Source organism: Arthrobacter sp. GAS37 (assembly GCF_044908325.1).
In the GTDB taxonomy this organism is placed as follows: domain Bacteria; phylum Actinomycetota; class Actinomycetes; order Actinomycetales; family Micrococcaceae; genus Arthrobacter; species Arthrobacter ramosus.
The window spans coordinates 33694-53345 of sequence record NZ_JBIYDB010000027.1 but is presented as its reverse complement, the minus strand read 5'-3'; the positions used below and the strand labels follow the sequence as shown (position 1 = coordinate 53345).

General features: G+C 64.0%; 15 protein-coding genes, 2 tRNA genes and 1 pseudogene. 13 read left to right on the top strand and 5 right to left on the bottom strand.

The features are described 5' to 3' along the window. Positions 1-91: 91 nt before the first annotated feature. Positions 92-1276, bottom strand: a complete 1185-nt coding sequence (locus tag ABH924_RS18210; protein WP_404501050.1) for an acyl-CoA dehydrogenase family protein — start codon at positions 1274-1276, stop codon at positions 92-94. Between the two features lie 91 nt (positions 1277-1367). Here ABH924_RS18210 and ABH924_RS18205 point away from each other — a divergent pair, with 91 nt between their 5' ends. From ABH924_RS18205 to ABH924_RS18185, 5 genes are all read left to right on the top strand, one after another. Then, a complete protein-coding gene (locus ABH924_RS18205; RefSeq protein ID WP_404501048.1) occupies positions 1368-2852 on the top strand; it encodes an ATP-binding protein in 1485 nt (494 codons plus the stop codon). Beyond that, positions 2849-3523 (top strand): response regulator, encoded by a 675-nt coding sequence (locus ABH924_RS18200; RefSeq protein ID WP_404501052.1) that lies wholly within the window; start codon positions 2849-2851, stop codon positions 3521-3523. Before ABH924_RS18205 ends, ABH924_RS18200 begins: the two co-directional genes overlap by 4 nt. A gap of 21 nt (positions 3524-3544) precedes the next feature. Further along, on the top strand, positions 3545-4207 hold the full coding sequence (locus tag ABH924_RS18195) for an MOSC domain-containing protein (RefSeq protein WP_234748992.1): 663 nt from the start codon (positions 3545-3547) through the stop codon (positions 4205-4207). 428 nt (positions 4208-4635) lie between these two features. Further along, the gene (locus ABH924_RS18190) at positions 4636-6900 is read left to right on the top strand and encodes a DEAD/DEAH box helicase (RefSeq protein WP_404501046.1); all 2265 of its coding nucleotides are present in this window, start codon (positions 4636-4638) and stop codon (positions 6898-6900) included. A 359-nt stretch (positions 6901-7259) separates the two neighbouring features. Continuing rightward, positions 7260-7622 (top strand): LysM peptidoglycan-binding domain-containing protein, encoded by a 363-nt coding sequence (locus ABH924_RS18185; protein ID WP_404501044.1) that lies wholly within the window; start codon positions 7260-7262, stop codon positions 7620-7622. A gap of 32 nt (positions 7623-7654) precedes the next feature. Here ABH924_RS18185 and ABH924_RS18180 read toward each other — a convergent pair whose 3' ends face one another. Then, the gene (locus ABH924_RS18180; RefSeq protein WP_234748995.1) at positions 7655-7939 is read right to left on the bottom strand and encodes a hypothetical protein; all 285 of its coding nucleotides are present in this window, start codon (positions 7937-7939) and stop codon (positions 7655-7657) included. A gap of 164 nt (positions 7940-8103) precedes the next feature. Between ABH924_RS18180 and ABH924_RS18175 the strand changes: the two genes are divergently transcribed. The 4 genes from ABH924_RS18175 to ABH924_RS18160 all read left to right on the top strand — a co-directional run bounded on the left by ABH924_RS18175 (position 8104) and on the right by ABH924_RS18160 (position 10829). After that, positions 8104-8175: transfer RNA gene (locus tag ABH924_RS18175), tRNA-Thr, on the top strand. A 62-nt stretch (positions 8176-8237) separates the two neighbouring features. Beyond that, positions 8238-8314, top strand: a tRNA-Met gene (locus ABH924_RS18170). Between the two features lie 381 nt (positions 8315-8695). Continuing rightward, positions 8696-9169 (top strand): DUF805 domain-containing protein, encoded by a 474-nt coding sequence (locus tag ABH924_RS18165; protein ID WP_404501042.1) that lies wholly within the window; start codon positions 8696-8698, stop codon positions 9167-9169. A gap of 733 nt (positions 9170-9902) precedes the next feature. Beyond that, on the top strand, positions 9903-10829 hold the full coding sequence (locus tag ABH924_RS18160) for a TadE/TadG family type IV pilus assembly protein (RefSeq protein ID WP_404501040.1): 927 nt from the start codon (positions 9903-9905) through the stop codon (positions 10827-10829). Between the two features lie 29 nt (positions 10830-10858). Here ABH924_RS18160 and ABH924_RS18155 read toward each other — a convergent pair. Beyond that, positions 10859-11227: pseudogene (locus ABH924_RS18155) on the bottom strand (response regulator transcription factor); the annotation flags it as partial. A gap of 386 nt (positions 11228-11613) precedes the next feature. Further along, entirely contained in the window at positions 11614-12615 is a 1002-nt protein-coding gene (locus tag ABH924_RS18150) for a LysM peptidoglycan-binding domain-containing protein (protein ID WP_404501038.1), read from the bottom strand. A 494-nt stretch (positions 12616-13109) separates the two neighbouring features. Between ABH924_RS18150 and ABH924_RS18145 the strand changes: the two genes are divergently transcribed. Continuing rightward, positions 13110-13766, top strand: coding sequence for an NAD(P)H-binding protein (locus ABH924_RS18145; RefSeq protein WP_404501036.1), 657 nt, complete (start codon positions 13110-13112; stop codon positions 13764-13766). 117 nt (positions 13767-13883) lie between these two features. Then, positions 13884-15455 carry a Na+/H+ antiporter gene (locus tag ABH924_RS18140; protein WP_404501034.1) on the top strand — a complete coding sequence of 524 codons (1572 nt, stop codon included), beginning with the start codon at positions 13884-13886 and terminating at the stop codon, positions 15453-15455. A gap of 44 nt (positions 15456-15499) precedes the next feature. On the opposite strand, the gene ABH924_RS18135 is transcribed toward ABH924_RS18140, so the two are convergent. Beyond that, positions 15500-16699, bottom strand: coding sequence for an ROK family transcriptional regulator (locus tag ABH924_RS18135; RefSeq protein WP_404501032.1), 1200 nt, complete (start codon positions 16697-16699; stop codon positions 15500-15502). Between the two features lie 108 nt (positions 16700-16807). Here ABH924_RS18135 and ABH924_RS18130 point away from each other — a divergent pair, with 108 nt between their 5' ends. Beyond that, entirely contained in the window at positions 16808-18502 is a 1695-nt protein-coding gene (locus tag ABH924_RS18130) for a glycoside hydrolase family 13 protein (protein ID WP_404501030.1), read from the top strand. A 107-nt stretch (positions 18503-18609) separates the two neighbouring features. Then, positions 18610-19575, top strand: a complete 966-nt coding sequence (locus ABH924_RS18125) for an aldo/keto reductase family oxidoreductase (RefSeq protein ID WP_404501028.1) — start codon at positions 18610-18612, stop codon at positions 19573-19575. The last annotated feature ends 77 nt before the right edge of the window (positions 19576-19652 follow it).

Below are 19652 nucleotides of genomic sequence, written 5' to 3'. Positions count from 1 at the left end.
GGAACGGATCACACCAAGCCGGCGCTGCCGGACCGCCCCCGGCGATAATGGCCGGCCCGGACGGGCAGGATCTGCATTCACTTCATATCGTCTAGCGGAAAGCCGGGACGCCCGTGATGTGCTGGCCCAGGATCAGCATGTGTACCTCGTCCGTCCCTTCGTAGGTGCGCACGGATTCCAGGTTGTTGGCATGGCGCAATGGCGGGTGGTCCAGTGTGATTCCGTTGCCACCCAGAATGGTGCGGGCTTCGCGGGCGATCTTGATTGCCTCACGCACATTGTTGAGCTTGCCCACCGAGATCTGTTCCGGCTGCAGTTTGCCTGCATCCTTGAGTCGTCCAAGATGCAGCGCGAGCATGGTGCCTTTCTGGATCTCCAGGACCATGTTCACGAGCTTCTCCTGGGTCAATTGGTAGCCGGCCAAGGGTTTGCCGAATTGCATGCGGGTTCCGGCATATTCGAGCGCGGCCTCGTAGGAGTCGCGGGCCGCGCCCATGGCACCCCAAGCAATGCCGTATCGCGCCTCGTTGAGGCAGGAGAACGGGCCGCGGAGGCCTTGGGCACCCGGGAGGAGGGTCTCCGGACCCAGCCGGACGGCGTCGAACACCACATCGCATTGGATCGAGGCACGCATGGAGAGCTTCGCCCCGATGGCAGTCACGGTGACTCCCGGAGTGCCGGCCGGAACCAGGAAGCCCCGGATACCGTCGTCCGTGTTTGCCCACACCACCATGACGTCGGCGATCGAGGCCATCCCGATCCAGCGCTTCGAACCATTCAGCACCCAGCCGGCGTCGTCGCCCGTCCCGTCGCGGCGCGCAAAGCTGGCCATGGACGAGGGGTCCGAGCCCGCCGTCGGCTCCGTCAAGGCAAAACAGCCGATCAGTTCTCCGGCAGCCATGCGCGGTAGCCATTGCTCCTTCTGCTTTTCGCTGCCCCACTTGTGGATCGCCGTCATGGCCAGGGAGCCCTGGACGGATACGAAGGTGCGGATGCCGGAATCGCCGGCCTCGAGTTCCATGGCGGCGAGGCCGTATTCGACGGCGGTGCGGCCCGGGCAGCCGTAGCCCTCCAGATGCATGCCAAGGACGCCGAGTTCGCCGAGTTCCGACGGCAGTTCCCGGGGGAACACCGCGTCCTCGTACCAGCGGGCGATGTTCGGCCGGATCCGCTGGTCCGTAAAATCGCGTACCTTCTCGCGAAGCTCCAGTTCCTCGGAACTCAAGAGGGAATCGAGGGCAAGGACATCGGAGGTATTCGTCGTTGAATGGCTCATGCCAGCATCCTAAGGCCGGACATGTTCCCCGCAGCGTCCTGCAGGAACCGCCGACGCCGGCGCGCCACCTGCGCCGTGCCAGAATTGAGCCATGGCCGCCGCGGACGTGAACGCAATAGGGCTGCAGCTTCGGGCAGCCAAGGGGATTGGGCGACGCCGCATTCTGGCGGGCCTCGTCCTGGCCCTGCTGCTACCCTCGGCCATCGAGATCGTGGTATCCGCGCTGCAATACCGGAACTTCGCCATGATCATGCTCTTCCAGCTGGCCGTCTCCGCCGCGGTTGCCGCAATCGGGGGGTTGTGGCCGGCCGTGGTGTCCGCCGTCCTCGGCAGTATGCTCTTGAACTATTTTTCGGCCGAACCGGTGGGCTCCCTATCCATCGCGGATCCCGCCACGCTTTTCACTCTGGTCATCTTCCTTGCTGTGGCGTGCGGCGTGGCGCTCGCCGTCGGTTTGGCCACCCGACGGGCCCAGGAAGCCGCGCATTCCGGCGCCGAGGCAAGAGCCCTCAGCGAATTGGCTCTTCGTATCCTGAGCTCGGACGGCAGCCTCGAGTCTTTCCTGGACAAGATCCGCGTCAACCTCGGCATGGAGGCGGTGACGCTGCTCTCCACCTTCGATTCGCCGGACGCCCCCGGGCCCAACTGGCAGGTCCTTGCAAGCTCCGGGCTTCAACCGCCGGTGACCCATGCGGCCGCCGACCATGCCGCCGTCGTCGATCCAAATTACACGCTCCTGCTCCGGGGCGGGCCGCTATCCGAACAGCATCGCCGCATGCTCGCCGCGTTCGGCGCCTTCGTGGTGGCGTTGCGGGAGCGCCAGCAGCTCGTCAAGAGCAGGCAGGACAACGTGCGCCTGGCGGAAGGCAACAAAATGCGGACCTCCATCCTGCGCGCTGTCTCCCATGACCTCCGCACTCCTCTGGCGGGAATCAAGCTTGCTGTCAGCAGCCTGCGACAGGAAGACGTGACCTTTGCGCCGGAAGACGAGCGCGAACTACTGGCCACGATCGAGGACTACGCGGACCGCTTGGATCACCTGGTGGACAACTTGCTGGACATGTCCCGAATCACCGCAGATGCCGTGAACCCGCTGCTGCGCGGACTCGGCTGGCACCAGATCATGCCGGAGGCTTTGCGGGGCGTGCCGGGGGAGCGCATCCGCAACGAGCTTCCGGCCAACCTTCCGTATATAGAGGCCGACGCCGGGATATTGGAACGCGTCGTGGCGAACCTCGTGGAAAACGCGGTGAAATACGCGCCTGACTCCGATGTTGTGCTGGTGGCTCGGACCGGTGCGGGTATCACGGTGGACGGCCGGCCTGCCAGCGAACTGCGGGTGATGGACCACGGTTGGGGGATCGCACCCGCGGCAGTCCTGGAGCTCTTCCAGCCATTCCAACGACTCGATGATTCTCCATCCAGCCGGGACGGTCGCAGCGGAATCGGCTTGGGACTCGCTGTCGCCAAGGGATTCACCGAGGCCATGGGCGGTACGCTCATGGCTGAGGCGACGCCGGGAGGCGGGCTGACCATGGTGGTCACACTCCCTCTGTGGACGGGAGGGCGGCCTTGAACCTCGTGCTGATCGTGGAAGATGAGGCGCAGATCGCCCGGGCGATGCAAATCAATCTCCATGCCCACGGCTACCGTGCCATCACGGTCGGCAACGGCGCAGATGCACTCAAGGCGGCGGCCCAGCAGCCCGTGGACATCGTGGTGCTCGACCTTGGGCTGCCGGACATGGACGGCGTGGATGTGATCAAAGGAATCCGCGGCTGGAGCAGTATGCCCATTATCGTGTTGTCCGCCCGGCACGGTTCGGAAGACAAAGTAGAGGCCCTCGACGCCGGAGCCGACGACTACGTGACCAAGCCTTTCGGCCTGGACGAACTCCTGGCCAGGCTCCGTGCCGCCTCCCGACGCGCGGCGCCCCGGCACGAGGTGCCGACGCTCCAGACCGCCGACTTCCTGGTTGACCTGGCCGGAAAGAAGATCACCAAAGACGGCGTAGAAGTGCGGCTGACGCCCACGGAGTGGAACATCCTGGAATTGCTGGTGCGCAACGCCGGCCGGCTGGTCAGCCAGCAGCAGATCCTCACCCAGGTCTGGGGACAGGCCTACGCCAAGGAGACCCAGTACCTGCGTGTCTACGTTGCCCAGCTCCGGCGCAAGCTCGAACGCGACCCTGCACAGCCCCGCCACCTCCACACCGAGGCCGGCATGGGATATCGCTTCGATCCGTAGCTGCGTACGTAGACTGTAGTCATGGATACCGCATCGTTGCTTGCTGTTTGCCGGGTATACGAGCTCCTGCCCGATCCTGAAGGGTCGGTAGGAGTGACGGCCATTGACAAGCGCCCCGTCGACGGACCGGTGAAGGTCCACAAGCTGGGAATCCACGGAGACATCCAGGCGAGCCGGATCCACCACGGCGGCGAGGACCAAGCGCTCTATGCGTACTCCCAGGCGGATGCCGATTACTGGGCGAATGAACTCCAGCGGGACATGCCTCCCGGGATCTTCGGGGAGAACCTCCGCGTTGCTGGAATCGAGACCAGCGGTGCCGTGATCGGCGAACGGTGGAAGATCGGCCTGGACGTCGAAGTTGAGGTCACATCCCCGCGAGTGCCGTGCGCAACGTTCCAGCGCCGCATGAATGAACCACAGTGGGTCAAGCGCTTCACGGAAGCAGGGCGGGTCGGTACCTACCTGCGCGTCGTGAAGACCGGCACCATTTCGGCCGGCGACTACATCCACAAACTGTTTGTGCCGAAACATGGCATCACGGTGGGGCAATGGTTCAGCAACCCCAACCTCGATGACATGCAGTTGCTTCTCGACGCCGAGGCGGACGGAGAGGTCCTGCTGCAGTCCGACTACCACGACACCTTCGAAAAGCTCATGCGCCGCAACGGGGTGGACGCCTGAAAACTACCCTCGGACGGCCGTCCTGAAGGGCGGTCCTGAGGTCGCTCGGAGCGGGTTTGTGCGCAAGCTCACCGTCGCCGTCGGCAGTTAAGTCGCCACGGGAGCAATCTGTGCCCTACACTTGGAATATCCCCCACTCCGGAAATCCCTTTTTCCTGCCCAATTCTTGAGGCAGGACTGGTCAGTGTTGGGGCCCGCAAAATGTGTGTGGGCAGTTTCATAGGGAGAGCCGGGCGAAGAAAACGCTGTACAGACTGCTGAGATAGCAGCCAAGAGATGCAGCGGGAAGTCCTGCCATGGGATTGCGACAGCGCCGGACTTCTTGCGAGCACCAGAACCTCCTGGTTCTTCTGCCCGCAACGTGTACTGCGGCCAAGCCCAACCGGGCCGCGCCGACTGGCCCCCTATGGATGAGGAAACTTTCCCCTATGCCCGAAAACCTGAACGACCCGTTCGTCGCCGAGTCTGCCGAAGCAGCAGAGACCGCCGTCGAGATCGCCGAAACTGCCCCCGCCGCTGAGTTCATCGAGGCTGCAGCGCCCGCTGAGGCTCCGGCCCCGGTTGAGGCTCCTGTCTTTGCTGAGGCACCTGCCTTTGCTGAGGCACCTGCCTTTGCTGAGGCACCCGCTGAGGCTTCGGCCCCGGCTGCGGCTCAGGCCGAATCACCCGCCGAGGAAGAGGAAGAGGGCATCCGCTTCGTCGACCTCGGAATCGACCCCCGTGTCCTGGCCGCACTGCAGGACGTGGGCTACGAGAAGCCGTCTCCGATCCAGGCAGCAACCATTCCGCTGCTGCTCGAAGGCCGCGACGTCGTTGGCCTCGCCCAGACCGGCACCGGTAAGACTGCAGCATTCGCAGTACCGGCTCTGTCCCGCCTGGCCGAACTCCACGACCTCAACGGCCCGTCCCGCAAGACCCAGGCCCTGGTTCTCGCTCCGACCCGCGAGCTTGCGCTCCAGGTTGCCGAGGCCTTCACCTCGTACGCCAAGCACATCGATGACTTCACGGTTCTCCCTGTCTACGGTGGCTCCGCCTATGGCCCGCAGCTCGCTGGCCTGCGCCGCGGTGCACAGGTTGTTGTCGGTACCCCGGGCCGCGTCATCGACCACATCTCCAAGGGTTCCCTGGACCTGTCCGAGCTGCAGTACCTCGTTCTGGACGAAGCCGACGAGATGCTCCGCATGGGCTTCGCCGAGGACGTTGAGCAGATCTTCCAGCAGACCCCGGAAGACCGCCAGGTCGCGCTGTTCTCTGCCACCATGCCGAGTCAGATCCGCCGCATGTCCAAGCAGTACCTGAACAACCCGGCCGAGATCTCGGTCAAGTCCAAGACCACCACCGGCGCCAACACCCGCCAGCGGTACCTGCAGGTCATGGGCCCGCACAAGCTCGATGCGCTGACCCGCATCCTCGAGGTGGAAGAGTTCGACGGCGTTATAGCCTTCGTGCGCACCAAGATGGCTACCGAGGACCTGGCCGACAAGCTGAAGTCCCGCGGATTCCAGGCCGCCGCGATCAACGGTGACATTCCGCAGCAGCAGCGTGAACGGACTGTCGACGCACTGAAGGAAGGCCGCATCGACATCCTGGTGGCCACCGACGTCGCGGCCCGTGGCCTTGACGTTGAGCGCATCAGCCACGTGGTCAACTACGACATCCCGCACGACACCGAGTCCTACGTCCACCGCATCGGCCGTACCGGCCGCGCAGGCCGTAGCGGCGACGCCATCCTGTTCATGACGCCGCGGGAGAAGTACCTGCTGCGTTCGATCGAGAAGGCCACCCGCCAGCCGGTTGAGCAGATGCACCTGCCCACCGCCGAGACGGTCAACACGTTGCGTCTGGGTAAGTTCGCGGACAAGATCACGGAGACCCTCGAGTCTGAGGACGTGGCCGCGTTCCGTGACTTGATCTCCTCCTACGAAGAAGAGCACAACGTTCCGGCTTCGGAGATCGCCGCTGCACTGGCCGTCATGGCACAGGGCGGCCAGCCGCTCCTGGTCAAGGAACTGCCGGCTGCACCGGAATTCCAGAAGCGCGAGCGCTCCAAGGACGGCTTCGGTTCACGTGGCCCGACCCGCACCCTGACCGAGGGCAACGCCACCTACCGGATCGCCGTCGGACGCCGCCAGCGCGTCATGCCGGGTTCGATCGTTGGCGCCATTGCCAACGAAGGCGGCATCTCCTCGGCACAGATCGGCGGCATCGACATCCGCTCGGACCACTCCCTGGTGGAGCTTCCGGCGGACCTGAGCCCCGAGCAACTGCGTGCACTGTCCCGCACCCGGATCGGCGGCGAGCTGATCCACCTCGAGCTGGACAACGGTCGCAAGCCGGCCTCTGACCGTGGCGGCGAGCGCGGCGGTTACTCCGGCGGCAGCCGCGGCGGTGACCGTGGCGGATACTCCGGTGGAGACCGTGGCGGAAACTTCAAGGGCAACGGTGGCTTCAAGAAGGAGTTCCGTAAGACTGAAGGCGACCGTGGTGGTTACTCCGGTGGCGAGCGTTCTTCCGCTGACCGTGGCGGCTACTCCGGTGGCGAGCGTACCTCCGCCGACCGCGGCGGCCGTTCCTACAGCGAGCGCAGCAGCGCCGGTACGGGGACGGGCAGCTTCGGCGGCAACGGCGCACGCAAGCCGCGCACTGGCGGCGACGCAGGAAACCGCGATTTCAACCGCAAGGGTAAGTGGTAAACAGGACTAGTTCCTGGGTTTTTGGTCAGAGGCCGGCTTTCGAGCCGGCCTCTGGCTGTTTAACGGCGGCCTAGGTTTATCGGTGGCCACGGGCACCGCGCCTAGGCTGTACCGTTTTCCCCATGTTTGCCGGCCCAAAGGCCCATGAATGACGGACTCGCCGTGTCGGAAACGCTTTCCCAAACCAAAGAAGGGGAAGACGGTGCGGGCCCACCCTGAACCCAAGCCGGCGGGAACGTGAATTTCTGCTCCAGGAACAGTTCGGCCTTTGAGAGGTGGGGCTGGATGCGTAGGATCGGTCTTGCTACGGACGCCGGGGCTTCGGGCGTTGGTTGACCACGGGTGTGGAAGGTAGGTTCATGGGATTCCTCGATGGGTTGAAGAAGAACCTCGGTTTCGACAGGTCCGAGCGGAAGGCGGCTGGACGGGCCTCGGAGGCCCCGCAGGAGGCTGTTGAAGCCTCAACGGGGGAGACGGTCCAAACTGCCGGGCCGGACCCGTCAGCGGAAGCTCTCGCGGCTCCGGGCGCCGGGGTGTCCGACGGCGATGCTCCCGCCGCCAGTGGAGCGCAGGTCGCCGAAGTCGTAGTGGAGGCAGACGATACCCTGAGCGGCATCGCCTTGCAGTTCGGCGTTGACTTGGATGCCCTGATCGCAGCGAACGCGGATACCGTGCCCAACCCGGACCACATCTACCCGGGCCAAGTGCTCCGCCTGCCCTAGGGACCTGCTTCGCAGGACGATTGGGTCCGCCGCTAGATGGTGCTAGTTACCTCGTAGTGCTTGACGGATACGATTGTGGTGTTCGAAGGCTGTGTGGCGTCGGCACGGAGCCGGTTGGCTGCCTCGACGCTGCTTTCTATCGCTTCCTTAGTGTCCCAAAGCGTGATGCTCATGCCTGTCCCGGAGTCCGCGTCCAACAAGAAATACGCCCCTGTCAGTCCTGCGAGTTGCTTTACGCCTTCGATGGCGTCATCGAACCCCTTGCGAAGTGCTTCCCCATCGCCGTCGAAGGAGTAGTTGCTTACCCTTGCATACATGGTAAAACCTTCCTGAGGCCACCCCCGTTCCAATGTACGCGCGACGGTGTTGGCTGGGAAGAGCATCAGGGAGAGGGCCTTTGCAAATTGTGTCGGCGCCGTTTTTCCCTGTCCCGCAGCCGATTTGTGGCCTGAGAAATCGTCCGGTAGAGTATTTACTCGTTGCCCCCCTAGCTCAGTGGTAGAGCGCGTTCTTGGTAAGAACGAGGTCACCGGATCGATTCCGGTGGGGGGCTCTGAATGAGGGCCTGTGTCAAGGCGGTTTTTGACCGGCTTGGCATGGGTTTTTCTCATTCGTGGCGGTGTAGCTCAGTTGGTTAGAGCGCACGACTCATAATCGTGAGGTCGGGAGATCGAGCCTCCCCACCGCTACCAAGAAAATCCCCGCTACGGCGGGGATTTTTTCATTCCCGTTATCGTTGCAAATCGGCCAACTATAGCCATGACTGCAGCCATCTTTATATTTCCGGCCAGCCGGAACCTCACCTTGTGCCTCGCGTGGTCAGAGATAAGGTCAGCTACGTGCGGAACAACGGCCCCGAACTCATCCAACAGGCCGCCTGAGCCCGCTACCTCTGCTAATTGTCTGTCTATGGTGTCAGACTGTCCTACTTGGCACGCACGCAAAGAAACGCAACGCTCGAGACTCATCGACATTTCCGACACGCCGCACCGGAATTTCATCTGCGAGACAACTTGGCGGATGGCTTTGACCCCTACGATGAAGCGTCATCACTCGTCTATTTAGGAGATCCATTGTCGCACCAGCAGCAACAGACCACCCAGTTTGGAAGTGCCGTCCCGCTTTGGGCCCCGTACTACGGTGCGCCCATCGGTGAGGCAGCACGCCGGTTCTTCAAGAAGTACGCCACCTTCACCGGCCGGGCCAGCCGCAGCGAATACTGGTGGTGGGCCCTTATCTCCGGCGTCGTCATCATCGTGCTGAACATCATCATGTCCGTGGCTGGCTCAGCGGGCGCAACCGTCAGCGACTCCGGGTCCATGGTCCCGGGTCCCGGCATGATCGTCGGTGTCGTCCTCCTGGTCATCTGGGGCCTGGCCGTCGTCGTCCCGTCCGTGGCCCTCGTCGTCCGCCGACTGCACGATGCAAACTTCAGCGGCTGGATGATCCTCATCGGGCTCGTTCCGTTCCTCGGGAGCCTGGCGTTGCTGATCTTCATGTTCCTTCCGGGCAAGCCGGAAGGCCAGCGGTTCGACGTCCCCGCCTAGTCCAAACCAGAGGACACACTGAAGGGCCACCAACGTCATGTGGGTGGCCCTTCAGTGTGTCACCGGCGTCCAAAGGCCATAACAATGGCTACCACCGCCGCGACGATTAGCACCGCCGCAACCCAGATCCATTGTTGTCCGTCCACGTTCGCCCCAATCTCAGGTCTTGCTTCAGTCTCCCAAAATGGCGGTTATAGAGCGAGTTCTGAGACGGCACATCTTGGCCAGGGGACAGCCCCCGATTATCTGCCGGGGATGTCACACTCTGGCTGTGGAAGAAGGCAAGTTCTGGAAGCCTACGCGCTCGCCTGCTCCCGGACCCGTCGTGGCTCCGGTGGATCCGGCGGCCGTGGAAGGTGCGACTCAAGCCCGGGAGTCGCACCAGTGTTCGTGATGCTGGACTAAGACAAGGGCGAAAGCCATGAAGTGCCCGCGTTCGCGCGTGGACACGGGCGCAACGTGTTGTTCTCAGTGCCCCGGCCGATGAGTCTACTGCGAGGGCCGTAAAGAGGTCCGGGTGGAAGCGTCCAGGGTGTGACGCCGGACAATCGACCTGTGTGAGCGTTAACACCAAATCATCCCCTAAAGGGGTGGTGAGGGCCTTTCGCCCCCCGGGGTCCTCGAGGCTGCAATAGGAACTCGGGCACCTGTTCTGAAGCGTCTATTGCCCTATGATTGCGGAAGGGTCTCCGCCGAACCCGGCGGCCCCAAAGGACACTGGCTGGGGGCGGGTTTGAAAGATACTGATGAACGCGGTGCCGCAGCTGTCCTGATCGCCCTGCTCATGGTGGTGCTGCTGGGTTTCGGAGCCATCGCCATTGACGTCGGCAACCTTTACGCCACGAAGGCGAAACTCCAGAACGGAGCCGATGCGGGGGCCTTGGCGATCGCCCAAGACTGCGCGACACGGGGCACGATCCTGTGCACCCCGGCCGCCGCGGGGAAGGCCCTGCAGCTGGCCAAGGCGAACGCCGACGGCGGCCTTGCCAACGCGGCCGCCCCGGCCTTCCCCAGCCCCGGCACCGTCGTCGTCGATGTCTCGGCCCAGGACGCCAACGGGAGCGGAGTCTCCCTGGGTCTGGCAAGGATCTTCGGCGTGAACCGCACCGACGTCAAGGCCGAGTCCACGGCGAAGTGGGGGTCCCCCTACGGCGGGACGGTCACCCTGCCGGTCACCTTCTCCGAGTGCCAGTTCGACCTGTCCGGAGCGATCCAGGTCCTGCCGATCCACGGAACCACGACCTGTGTCAGTTCCAGCCCGTCGGGTCACATCATCCCCGGAGGGTTCGGCTGGCTGCAGTCCGACACCGGAAAGTGCGGGGTGACAGTTTCATTGGCCAACCCTCTGGTTCCGTCCAAGCAGGGTGTCAGCGAACCCGGGCAGTGCTCGGCCGTGTTTGATTCCCTGGAAAACCAGGTCATCATTCTGCCCGTCTTCGACGACGTCGACAGCAACGGCAACTACCACATCAAGGGCTTCGCCGCGTTCCAGCTCCTTGGCTTCAATTTCCCAGGCCACAGCTGGAACAACAACGGTTCCCCCAGCTGCAAGGGCAGCTGCAAAGGCCTGATCGGCAAATTCGTACAGTTCACCAGCCTGAGCAACTTCACCCTGGGTGGTCCCGACCTCGGCGCCAAAGTGGTCCGTCTCAGCGGCTGAGGAGCTCACCTGGCCGGGGGTGGTCCCGGCCGTGGCCGGCGCATCATCGCCGCGATTCTGGCCCGCATCTCCCGCGGCCGGAAGGGCTTGGTGATGAAGCCGTCGGCTCCGGAGCGGAGAGCAGTGAGCAAGTCGGTTTCGTCGCTTCGGTCAGTGACTATGACGATGTAGGCGTTGCTGAACCGGCGGATGCGGCGCAGGATCTCGAATCCGTCAACGTCCGGCAACCCAACGTCCAAGGTCACAACAGCGGGTTTCTTGTCTCGGACAACTTCAACGCCTTCGCGGCCGTCGGCTGCTGTATGGACTTCAAATCCCGACTGGAGCATCACTCCCTCGAGCATGTTGCGCATGTCCGCGTCGTTTTCGATCACTACAGCAATATCTAATTCGCTCATGGCCCCATCCATGTGTGCCTGAATAATCCCGCCTACGACCATCGCCGAGACGGTATTCAGAGCTTTAGCTCCTAAGCTACCTCATGGATCGCACCCCCTAACTGGCAGCTCGCCGAACAGCTCAAGACACGAAAACGGCCCCCCACAGTGGACGGTGAGGGGTTGAACGTGTGTAGTTGTGGGCGCGGATACAGATTCTGGTCCTCCGCAGCGTTGCGCAAGCTTCGGGTTGGATCTTCAGTGCGTGGCGTCGGATTCTGCTAAGTCATTCGAGTTGGCAAAATCCGACGCCTTGGAATCATGGCCCCGGCGCCTGCGGCCGAGGGAATCATCGAGCAAAATCGGACGCGTGTTGCCAATGCTGCCCGCCGTCACCGGAACCGGACCTAGTTGAGTGCGATCACCAGCATCTGACTGGTGCCGGGGATGCACGTCTGCAGTACCGCCCGAGGAAAGCCGCCGAACACTGCTGCAACATTGTTGGTGGTCCCACCCAGCGGCACCTGGCCGCGTGCTGTCACTGTGTACGTACCGTATCCGGGGATGCTCACCGTCTCGCCGACGCCGATGCCCGAGAACCGTGCCCACCCACCGCAGAAATCATGTTCGGTAATGAAGAGCGAATAGGCGTCCGTGGGGGTGAAGTGGATCGGCCCAATGCAACTGTCCACAGCCGCCTGGCCACCTGAACCCGCAACATAGATGGTCCGAACCGCCGGAGCCGGAGCGGCTGCCGCTGCCACAGAGGTTGAAGCCGGTGGGGTCGCGGCAGCGACCGGCGGTCCCGTCAACTTCAGCACCTGTCCCGGCACGATGACCGAGTATGCGCCAAGCCCGTTGGCTGCCAGCATCCCGTTGACGTCCACCCCGAACCTGGCGGCTATCGAGCCTACGGTGTCGCCGCTTACAACTGTGTAGGTGTTTGAATCGGGGGCAGGCGTGTTCACGGCCGCCTCGACCGGTGCAGGTGCAGGTGCTGGCGCGGGTGCAGGCGCCGGTGCTGGTGCTTGCACGGATGGCGCTGCCACCGCGGTCGGTGCCGGGACAAGCGCGGGCGCGGATGCGGGCGCTCCGGTTTGAGGCGCTGCAGCTGCGACGGGTGCAGGCGTCGGCAGCGGAACGGGACCCTGGGTCGACGTCGCGCTCGCAGTGGCGCTCGCCGCCGCGGCCCCGGAACCCGCACTGGGGGCGACCGTGACGCTGATACCGGCCTGCGACACGCTTGGTGTGTGGTCTTGCGTAACTACGGCAACAAAGACGAGCGCTGCCACAAGCATCCACGTGATTATCGATGCCTTGTACCTGGTGAGGGTTCTCAACCCTGTGGATATCAGGGTGAAGGCGCCGCCTCCGCCGATCCTGTTGTGCCCATACTCCTGCTGGTACATCTCAAGTCCCGGTGTGTTTCATCGTTTGGGGGGTGGGTCGGCTGACCGGGAAGGTGATACGCAGGTGCACAGAGGGTGCTCCGTGAGACTCTTTTGCTCAAGTGCGCGGCACGGATGAGTCTCTCAATCCCTCACTTCTGGATAAATCCATCAATGGGATGAATAAAAGAGATTTCCTTTTCCTGCGCAGGTGCCTAGAGTCTACGAATTCGAAATTTCCTGCACACGAGTGAATGCCACTTGAATTTCTTTCCACGCCTACGTCGAACACTCGTTTTGGCTCCCTCACTAGTGGCGTAGTGGCGTAGTGGCGGCGCCGGCACTCGATCCTCGGCCCGCCGCACCCCTTTGCACGGACGGCCTTCGAGGAACGCTGGTCATATTTATTTCCGGGGATTTCTGGGAAATAGGCAGAGCTAAGCGCAGAAGCGAGCCGATTTTTCGAGAATTATCCCGTCTTGGGGAGGGCTTGACCACTGCGACAGAATGGGTCCATGAGTCGAATCGCAATCATCGGCGGCCACGGCAAGGTGGCCTTGCAACTGTCCCGCATCCTGAGCGACGAAGGTCACGCGGTCACTTCCTTCATCCGCAATCCGGAACACGCCCCCGACGTCGAAGTGACGGGTGCCGCCCCGGTAGTCCTCGACGTCGAGAATTCGACGACGGCGGAGATCGCCTCTGCACTTGACGGCCACGACGCCGTGGTGTGGTCCGCCGGGGCAGGCGGAGGGAATCCGCAACGTACCTATGCAGTGGACAGGGACGCCGCCATCCGCTCGATGGATGCCGCGGCGCAAACGGGCGTGGCCCGCTATGTGATGGTGTCCTACTTCGGCGCAGGACCCAGCCATGGCGTTCCCGAGGACAACAGCTTCTACGCCTACGCGGATGCCAAGGCCGCCGCGGACGAGTACCTGCGCGCGACTGATCTCGACTGGACGATCCTTGGCCCGGGTGCGCTGACCAGCAATCCTGGGTCTGCGCTCATTGAGGTAAGCCCCGCAGACCCGGGCACCGGGACCGAAACTTCGCGGGCCAATGTTGCCTTGGTGGCTGCCGCCGTCCTGGAACTGCCCGAGACCATCCGCCGCACCATCGAGTTCAGGGACGGCTCGGTACCTGTGGTCGAGGCCCTCACGGCGTCCTAGCCGCACCCTGCTGCACCTGCCGAGCCGGGACGGCACCTACCGGGATATGTTGGTAGGGCAAGTCCCTCGGCAGGTGCCCGGGACGCTGCCGCTACGACGTCTGGGGAAATCGGGAACATGGACCAGTTGGCACTCATTGTTGGATTGCTGCTTGCAACGGTCGTGGCCGTGGGCTTGGGGGACCGCTTGCGGCTCCCGTACCCGGTGCTGATGCTGTTGCTGGCTGCGGCGATGGCCTTCATCCCGGGCTTCCCGGACTTTGAGCTTGCGCCTGAACTGATCCTCCCGATCTTCCTCCCTCCGTTGCTCTTCGCGACCGCCCAGAAGAGTTCCTGGGCGGTCTTCCGGGTCCGTTGGCGGACGCTTCTGCTCATGGCGGTGGCGCTGGTTGTGGTTTCGACGGCGGCCGTTGCCGGAGCCGCGTGGCTGATGATTCCAGGGATCGGCATTCCTGCGGCGATCGCACTCGGTGCCATGGTGGCTCCGCCGGACCCCGTTGCGGTTGAATCCGTTGCCGGCCGCGTCCACATGCCGCGCAGGCTCATCACCGTGCTGCAGAGCGAAGGGCTGTTCAACGACGCCGCCGCGATCGTGATCTTCCAGGCGGCGGTGGCGGCGACGGTCTCCGGCACCAAGCTGGGGGCCGGCGTCGTGCTCCAATTCGTCATCGGTGCTGCCCTGGCCGTCATTGTCGGCATCGCGATGGGCTGGTTGACGAGGCTGATCACCAAGCTGGTCACCTCCATGGTGGCCCGAAGCGCCGTGACCCTGGTGATTCCTTTCGCCGCATACATCCTGGCTGAAGAGCTGCACGCCTCGGGGGTGATCGCCGTCGTCGTCACCGCCCTCGAGACACAGCGGCATGCGCGGTCGCAGGACGCGGCGGAGCGCGTCACGCGCACCGCATTCTGGGATGTAGTGGAACTCCTTGCTACGGGCCTGGCGTTCGGCCTTGTGGGGCTGGAGATCCGGCATGTGATCCGGGACGAAGGCGCAGCCATTTACGGCATGATTGGCCCGGCCGTGGCGGTGTGCGTGCTCGTGTTCGTTGTCCGGTTCGCGTGGCTCGGGCTTTTGGCAATCTCGGCCCGCAAACGGAAGAACCTCCTGCAGCCCACCTCCCCCAAGGAGGTCCTGATCCTGACCTGGTGCGGCATGCGGGGCCTCGCGACGCTCGCACTCGCCTTGGCCCTTCCGCTGACTATTGCCGACGGCAGCGACTTCCCTGCCCGGCACGAGATCCTTGTCATCGCCTGCGCCGTACTCCTCGCCACCCTGGTGCTGCCGGGGCTGACCCTTCCGTGGCTCATGCGCGTGCTCAAGGCATCTGAAGACGGTTCGCACGAAAAGGACGCCGCAAGGCTCTTGGCCAAACGCGCCCAGACCGCTGCCATCTCTGCGCTCAAGGAACACGATCTAATGAAGGAGTTGCCGGCGGACAAGGTGGCCCTCGTCAAGGAAAAGATGACCCGCCTGCATGCCGAGCTGCTTGACGGGACATTGAAGAATGAGTCGGACGCTGAGAAGCGCCAACGCGGCAGGGAACTGGCGATCGCAGTCCAGACCATAGCCCTCGACGCCGCGCGCCAGGAAGTGGTCGCGGCGCGGAGCGAGCCCGGGATGGATCCCGAGGTGGCGGACCGCGTGCTGCGCCAGCTGGACCTCCGCACGATGGCCATGCCGGACTAGCCGCCGGCGCCGATGGGAAACGGCCTGACAAGCCGCTGAGGGGCCTAGGCGCGCCGCAACACCAGATCCAAGGAGTTCTTCTCTACGTGGTCCAGTGCGTGGCGCACCGCGCCGATGCCCACAATCGCATCGCCCAATGGAGATGCCGCCAACCGCGGGGGAGTGGCGGTGTACGCAGCCAGCTTCCGCGCGGCCGGCTCAAGAAGGACCCACGCCGAATCTGACACCGCGCCGCCGATCACCACGAGCTCCGGGTTGAGCAAGATGGCCACCGTGGAGACCACCCGGGCCAGCCGGTCCGAAAGCCGGTCCAGGATGCCCAGCGCCACCTTGTCACCTTGGGCAGCGGCGGCGAAGACGTGTTGTGCGGTGACCTCGCGGCCCGGCTCGGCCGCGGTCCGTAGCGTGGTTTTCGACTTTCCCTCCAAGGCTTCCGCTGCCCATAGCCTGGCCAGTGCGGCGAGGCCGTCGGCGGAGCCCACGCCGTCCACCATGTCCAAGTAGGCCATCTCACCCGCGCCGCCGCGGCTGCCATGAAGTAAACGGCCGGATTCCACGAGGCCCGCACCGAAACGCTCACCGGCCAGGAGCACGGCCAGGTCCTGGACGCCGCTGCCGGCGCCGCGCCAACATTCGCCCAATGCCGCCAAGTTGGCATCGTTCTCCAGCATCACCGCCCATCCGTGTAGATCGTGCAGGGCCTTCTTCAGGCCGACGTCGAACAGGCTCCAGAACGGCTGGCTGACGAGGATGTTTCCGTCGCGGCCCACCGGGGCGGCGAGCCCGACCGTCACCGCAAGGACCTTGTCCGGTGCCACTCCGGCGGCCTCGAGGGCCAGCAGCGCGGTTTGGCTGATGACGCGGATCCGTTCCTCCGCTTCGATCTCCCTGGCGCGAAATGGCTCGCTGGCCCGTCCGACGGTCCTGCCGCGCAGATCGGCCACCACCACGGTGGTCTTGAGGACGCCGACGTCGATTCCCAAGACGCAGCCGGCGCTTTCGTCGAGCTCGAAGCGCCGCGCGGGGCGGCCTTTCTGGTAGGTATCGGAATCTTTTTCCAGCTCGCGGATCCAGCCCCGGGCCATGAGGTCTTCGCACACGGAAATGGTGGTTGCTCGGGTCAGGCCGGTGGCGTCCATCAGCTCCGAAACAGTCACGGCGTTGGAGGAACGGATGGCTCCGAGCACGGTGGCCGCGTTGAACCGCCGGAGCATCTGCGGAGTGGCAGTCGCGATTTCAGCCATGGCTGTTGACCTCCTGTAGGTATGCGTCACATAATACTTGAGGCACTAAATTTAGATTCTAAATAAAAGTCCCATCCATCGAAACGTCGACACAGAACAGGATTCCCTTTGTCCTCCACCGCCACCATGGCAACCCACACCGACTCTGAGCGCATGGCCGATCCCAACTGGTGGCGCCAAGCGGCTGTCTACCAGATCTACCCTCGCAGTTTTTCGGATGCGAACGGCGATGGCCTGGGCGACATCAAGGGCATTACCGCCAAGGTTCCGTACCTGAAGTCCCTCGGCATTGACGCCGTCTGGTTGAGCCCGTTCTACCCCTCGGCCCTTGCTGACGGTGGCTACGACGTCGACGACTACCGCAACGTGGACCCCAAGTTGGGCACCCTGGTCGACTTCGATGAGATGGCGGCCGCCCTGCACGCTGCGGGCATCAAGTTGATCGCGGACATCGTCCCGAACCACTCCTCGGACCAGCACGAATGGTTCAAGGAGGCTCTGGCGTCCCCGAAGGGCTCGGCAGCCCGTGAACGCTACATCTTCCGCGACGGCCTGGGTGAGAACGGCGAACTGCCCCCGGCGGACTGGGACTCGATTTTCGGCGGCCCGGCCTGGGAACGCATCACCGAACCGGACGGCACTCCCGGGCAGTGGTACATGCACATCTTCACCAAGGAGCAGCCGGACTTCAACTGGGACAACCCCGAGGTCCGAGAGGACTTCCTGAAGACCCTGCGCTTCTGGTCCGACCGTGGCGTGGACGGCTTCCGCATCGACGTCGCCCATGCCCTCACAAAGGACCTGCCGGAGGTGCTGCCCTCCAAGACCGAGCTGCCCAAGGAAGGCGACAACGCTTTGGGCGCCCACCCGTTCTGGGACCGCGACGAGGTGCACGAGATCTACGCTGAGTGGCGCAGGGTCTTCAACGAGTACAACCCGCCACGGACGGCCGTCGCCGAAGCGTGGGTCCACGCGGACCGCCGCGCCCGCTACGCCAGCCCCGAGGGACTGGGCCAGGCCTTCAACTTCGACCTCCTCCAGGCCGATTTCGATGCAGGCCAGTTCCGCACGATCATCACGAAGAACCTGAGCGAGGCCGCCGCATCCGGTGCTTCCTCGACCTGGGTCTTCTCCAACCACGACGTCGTCCGGCACGCGACCCGCTACGGCTTGCCCGCGGGTGGTGGCCGTGACGGCTTGGGCCAGGACGGCAAGGCATGGCTGCTCGACGGCGGTTCGGCCGCCGACGTCGACGCCGAACTCGGCTTGCGCCGTGCCCGCGCCGCGTCGCTGCTGATGTTCGCCCTGCCGGGCTCCGCATACCTGTACCAGGGCGAAGAACTGGGACTGCAGGAAGTCGGTGACATCGTGGCCGGCCAGCGCCAGGACCCCGCGTTCTTCCGCAACCCGGGAGTCGACGTCGGCCGCGATGGTTGCCGTGTCCCGCTGCCGTGGACCAGTGAAGGCTCGTCGTTCGGCTTCGGCGATGGACATGCCCACTTGCCGCAGCCTGAATGGTTCGCGGGCTACGCCGTGGAGGCGCAGGAGAACGTTCCCGGCTCCACGCTGGAGCTGTACCGCAAGGCCCTCGAACTGCGTTCGGAACTGCGGGCGGCCGAGGATCTTGAATGGATCCCCTCCAGCAACGAGTCCGTGCTGCACTTCGCGCGGCCCAACGGCTGGCAGTCGATCACCAACTTCGGCACCGAGCCGGTGGCACTTCCGGAAGGCACCGTCGTCGTGAGCAGCGCACCGCTCGACGGCGGCAAGCTCCCGGCAAACACGACGGCCTGGATCGTCTAGTCCCCTACCACCCCTGACCGCTGACCCAACTGGCCCGCAGTTAATGTCGTTTTGAAGGCTGCAAACGACAACAACTGCGGGTTAGTTGCATGTGAAAGAGTTTGAAAATGACTGCAAAAAGCAAAATCGCGTCCGGCCGGCTCATCTATGGCTGCATGGGCCTCGGAGGTCCTTGGGAGGGCAGCGAATACGGCGCTGCCGAAGTCGATCAGGCCGCGGCTGCGATCGAAGCCGCCATGGGCATCGGGATCACCCTGTTCGACCACGCCGACATCTACCGCAGCGGTAAGTCCGAGGCAGTCTTCGGTGAAGTCCTGGCCAGGACGCCAGGGCTGCGGGAGAAAATCCAGCTCCAGACCAAGTGCGGAATCCGGCTCGGCCAGCCCGGAGTCGAAGGGCATTACGACCTGAGCAAGGACTCCATCCTGGAACGGGTCAATGGAAGCCTGGAACGGTTGCGGACCGACTACGTCGACGTGCTGCTGCTCCACCGCCCCGACCCGCTGATGGAACCCGCGGAGGTGGCGTCCGCCGTCGGGCAGCTCATCGCGGAAGGCAAGGTGCGGCAATTGGGCGTGTCCAACATGTCCGGCGCGCAGATCGCCTTCCTGCAGGACCAGCTTGAGGTGCCGATCGTGGCCAACCAGCTGGAAATGAGCCTGCACCGACGGGCCTGGCTCGAGAGCACCGTCCTGGTCAACCACGACGACGCCCTCGGCTACAGTTTCCCGCACGGCACTTTGGAGCACTGCGTCGGCCAGGGCATTGAGCTGCAGGCCTACGGTTCCCTCGCCCAGGGCAGGTACACGGGCTCGACGCCGGTTTTCCCGACTGCTGCGGACACTGCGACTTCCGCTCTTGTCGCCCAACTCTCGGACGCAAAGGGTGTCACTCCTGAGGCCGTGTTGTTGGGGTGGCTCATGAAGCATCCGGCACGTATTTCCCCGGTGCTGGGCAGTTCCAACCCGGCGCGGATCGATGCCTGCGCGGATGCTGCCGCAGTTGCCGCAGCCATGACGCGGACCGAGTGGTACGGCCTGTGGGTGGCTGCGCGGGGCAGCAAGCTCCCCTAAGCGCGTTAAGCCCAACTGACCCGCAGTTGTTGTCGTTTTGAGGGTTCATAACGACAACAACTGCGAGTCAGTTGGGC

What these genes read in the sequence shown, in the direction of transcription:
- ABH924_RS18210 (WP_404501050.1), bottom strand. Translation starts at nt 1,276, where the DNA reads ATGAGCCATTCAACGACGAATACCTCCGATGTCCTTGCCCTCGATTCC.
- ABH924_RS18135 (WP_404501032.1), bottom strand. Translation starts at nt 16,699, where the DNA reads ATGGCTGAAATCGCGACTGCCACTCCGCAGATGCTCCGGCGGTTCAAC.
- ABH924_RS18195 (WP_234748992.1), top strand. Translation starts at nt 3,545, where the DNA reads ATGGATACCGCATCGTTGCTTGCTGTTTGCCGGGTATACGAGCTCCTG.
- ABH924_RS18140 (WP_404501034.1), top strand. Translation starts at nt 13,884, where the DNA reads ATGGACCAGTTGGCACTCATTGTTGGATTGCTGCTTGCAACGGTCGTG.
- ABH924_RS18180 (WP_234748995.1), bottom strand. Translation starts at nt 7,939, where the DNA reads ATGTATGCAAGGGTAAGCAACTACTCCTTCGACGGCGATGGGGAAGCA.
- ABH924_RS18190 (WP_404501046.1), top strand. Translation starts at nt 4,636, where the DNA reads ATGCCCGAAAACCTGAACGACCCGTTCGTCGCCGAGTCTGCCGAAGCA.
- ABH924_RS18145 (WP_404501036.1), top strand. Translation starts at nt 13,110, where the DNA reads ATGAGTCGAATCGCAATCATCGGCGGCCACGGCAAGGTGGCCTTGCAA.
- ABH924_RS18205 (WP_404501048.1), top strand. Translation starts at nt 1,368, where the DNA reads ATGGCCGCCGCGGACGTGAACGCAATAGGGCTGCAGCTTCGGGCAGCC.
- ABH924_RS18185 (WP_404501044.1), top strand. Translation starts at nt 7,260, where the DNA reads ATGGGATTCCTCGATGGGTTGAAGAAGAACCTCGGTTTCGACAGGTCC.
- ABH924_RS18150 (WP_404501038.1), bottom strand. Translation starts at nt 12,615, where the DNA reads ATGTACCAGCAGGAGTATGGGCACAACAGGATCGGCGGAGGCGGCGCC.
- ABH924_RS18125 (WP_404501028.1), top strand. Translation starts at nt 18,610, where the DNA reads ATGACTGCAAAAAGCAAAATCGCGTCCGGCCGGCTCATCTATGGCTGC.